Origin of the sequence: Streptomyces sp. NPDC059456 (assembly GCF_042750055.1) — a bacterium.
GTDB lineage: Bacteria > Actinomycetota > Actinomycetes > Streptomycetales > Streptomycetaceae > Streptomyces.
Window position 1 is genome coordinate 1 of sequence record NZ_JBHYVA010000851.1, and the last position, 3,154, is coordinate 3,154.

Sequence of the window (3,154 nt, forward strand, 5' to 3'; positions counted from 1 at the left end):
ATACAGCTCACCACCCCGCGACACCTGATCCCCCACCACCCCACCCCCACCCCGGGCCTGGAGATCGCCTACCGGTACCCGCCCGCCGCGGCGGCCGGCGAGGTCGGCGGCGACTGGTTCGACGTCATCCCGCTGCCGAACGACAAGACCGCCCTCGTGGTCGGGGACGTGATGGGCAGCGGCATCAACGCCGCCGCCACCATGGGCCAACTGCGCACCGCCGCCCGGACCCTGGCGGAACTCGACCTCGACCCGGCGGCCGTCCTGACCCGGCTCGACCACACCACCACCGGGCTCGGGCACACCATGGCCACCTGCGTGATCGCCGTCTACGACCCGCACCGCAACCAGTGCCGCATCGCGACCGCCGGCCACCTGCCGCCCGTACGGACGCGCCCGGGCCGGCCGCCCGAGCTCCTCGACCTGCCGACCGGCGCGCCGCTGGGGGTCGGCGGCGTACCCTTCGAGGCGACCGCCCTGGACCTGGACGTCGGCGACCAGCTCGTCCTGTACACCGACGGGCTGGTCGAAACCCGCGACGAGGACATCGACGTCCGCCTGCAGGTGCTCACCGCGCTGCTGGGCGACCCGGAGCGGCCGCTCGAAGAGACCTGCGACCTGCTGCTGGGCGAATTGCGCCAGCCGGACGAGCGTGACGACGTGGCCCTGCTCATAGCCAGGACCCGGCCCGTGTCCGAGACACCGCGCCAGTAGCGCCCGCGCACGGTACCAGCCTTTCGAGGCGTTGCCCGGATGTTTGTCCATTCGTGATGGTCCTTCCAAACGGGCACCACAACTGGCACTAGCGTCCCGTGGCACCCGGGGAGCGCGGGTGGACAGGACACGGGCAACTGCCGGAGCAACGACCGGCGCCCGTGCCGACGCAGCCCCTCCCGGTCCACGCAGCAAGGAGGAACAGTGCTGGGATTCCGTCGGTCGGCCGTCGGCAGCATGTCGGTGGCATCGCGACACGTGATGGCGACGGGCGTCGTCATCGGCGCGCTCGCCTTCACCCTGATCGCGTTGCTCATTCCCGTGCAGAAGTTCGGCGGGAGGAGCGCCGCGGCCGCCACCGCTCCGGCAGCGCCAGAGGACGACGGCGCCGGAATCCAGAGCACGGCCTTCGGGCCGCTCACCCCCCAGGACCGGGACTTCGTCCGCAAGGTGCGCCTGGCCGGCCTGTGGGAGCTGCCCGCAGGACGGCAGGCCCAGCAGCGCAGCACCCGGCCCGCGATCCGCACGGCCGGGGAGCACCTCGTCGAAGGCCACACCGAACTGGACCGCAGGGTCACGGAGGTGGCCCAGGCCCTCGGCATGGAGATCCCGAGCCAGCCCAGCGCACAGCAGCAGGACTGGCTCAACCAGATGGACCGGGCCCAAGGCCCCCAGTACGAAAGGCTGTTCGTACAACTGCTGCGCAGGGCGCACGGCAAGGTGTTCGCGCTGGTGGCCCAGATCCGCGCCCAGACGCGCAACTCCATGGTCCGCCAGCTCGCCACGGACGCCAACACCACCGTCCTGGACCACATCACGGTCCTCGAGGCCAGCGGGCTCGTCGACTTCGACGGCCTCGCGGACACCCCGTCGGGTTCCCCCTCCGCGCCTGCCCCGGCCGCCTCTTCCCCCGTTTCCCGACCGACGAAGTGAAGTGATCGTATGAGCCAAAAGGGCCACAAACGCCGACTGCGCCCGAAGCACAAGGTCCTCGCCCTGATGTCCGTACTGGCTCTGGGCGGCGGTGGCGTCGTGATCGTCGAACAGGGCGCGTTCGCCGGGCAGGACGGAAAGGCCGCGCCCGTCACCGCCACCATCGACTGTCCGGACGTGGGCGACAAGCTCAGCAACGTCCCCGACCAGGCCCGCGTCCAGGTGGACGCGAAGCTCGCCCAGCTGGACACCCAGGTCGCCGACGCCTACCAGAAGCTCTCCTCCGGCAAGGCCAAGGACAAGGCCCTGCTCGGCGGACTGAAGCAGCAGCGCGACCAGACCATCACCACCATCACCGACACCCTCGGCAAGGCGGGCCAGAAGCCCGCCGGGCTCGACAAGCTCAGCACGTGCGTGATGAAGGAGGCGGCCGCCGCCGACCCGGCGGACGTGGCGGCCGTCGCGAACGCGGCCCAGGGCGCCCAGGGCGCCGCCGCACAGAACCAGAAGCAGGCGGCCAAGGGCGGCCCGGCGCGCAGCGACTTCGTCGCCATCGGCACCGTGAAGCCCAACGTGCGCAAGCCCGCGGCCGGCGCCGGTGCCTCCACCGGATCGTTCGCCGTGCAGTGCGGGCGCAACGAGAACAGCCACTTCAACCCGGACAACGTCATCGTCGCGCCCGGTGTGAGCAACGGCGCCCACCACATGCACGACTACGTCGGCAACAAGACCACCGACGCGTTCTCCACCAACAACAGCCTCGCCCAGTCCGGGACGACCTGCACCAACGGCGACCAGTCGGCGTACTACTGGCCGGTGCTGCGACTGCGCGACGGCAAGGTGGAGAAGGACGCCCAGGCCCCCGGCGGCGGCCAGGACGCCAACATCGGCACGATCCTGAAGCCGAAGCAGGTGACCATCGACTTCAAGGGCAGCCCCGTCAGCAAGGTCACCGCGATGCCCCGCTTCATGCGGATCATCACCGGTGACGCCAAGGCCCTGACCAACGGCAACGCGAACGCCAACGCGTCCTGGAGCTGCACCGGTTTCGAGAACCGGCAGCTCAAGGACAAGTACCCGGTGTGCCCCAAGGGCAGTGACGTCGTACGGACGTTCAACTTCCAGAGCTGCTGGGACGGGAAGAACATCGACAGCGCCAACCACCGCACCCACGTGGCCTTCGCCGACGCCAACGGCAACTGCAAGAAGGGCTTCAAGGCCATCCCGCAGCTGGTGCAGCGGATCGTCTACAGCGTTCCGGCCGGCTCCCAGTTCGCCGTCGACAGCTTCCCCGAACAGCTGCACAAGCCGGTGACCGACCACGGAGACTTCATCAACGTCATGTCGAACGGCCTGATGGCCGGTGCGGTGCGCTGCATCAACGACGGGCGCGCCTGCCGCTGAGACCCTCGGGCCGACGCTCCCCCGCGCGGAGCACGGGGAGCATGGTCCGTACGACGAAGGGGACGCCCACCAGCGCCTGGGCCAGCGGGACCAGGATCCAGGA

At 70.2% G+C, this 3,154-nt stretch carries 3 protein-coding genes; all 3 read left to right on the top strand.

The features are described 5' to 3' along the window. A partial coding sequence (locus tag ACFXA3_RS39530) for a PP2C family protein-serine/threonine phosphatase (RefSeq protein WP_385195765.1) occupies positions 1-714 on the top strand: 714 nt, incomplete at its 5' end. A 204-nt stretch (positions 715-918) separates the two neighbouring features. Beyond that, positions 919-1,647 carry a DUF4142 domain-containing protein gene (locus ACFXA3_RS39535; RefSeq protein WP_385195768.1) on the top strand — a complete coding sequence of 243 codons (729 nt, stop codon included), beginning with the start codon at positions 919-921 and terminating at the stop codon, positions 1,645-1,647. 9 nt (positions 1,648-1,656) lie between these two features. Continuing rightward, on the top strand, positions 1,657-3,051 hold the full coding sequence (locus tag ACFXA3_RS39540) for a DUF1996 domain-containing protein (RefSeq protein ID WP_385195770.1): 1,395 nt from the start codon (positions 1,657-1,659) through the stop codon (positions 3,049-3,051). Positions 3,052-3,154 lie beyond the last annotated feature (103 nt).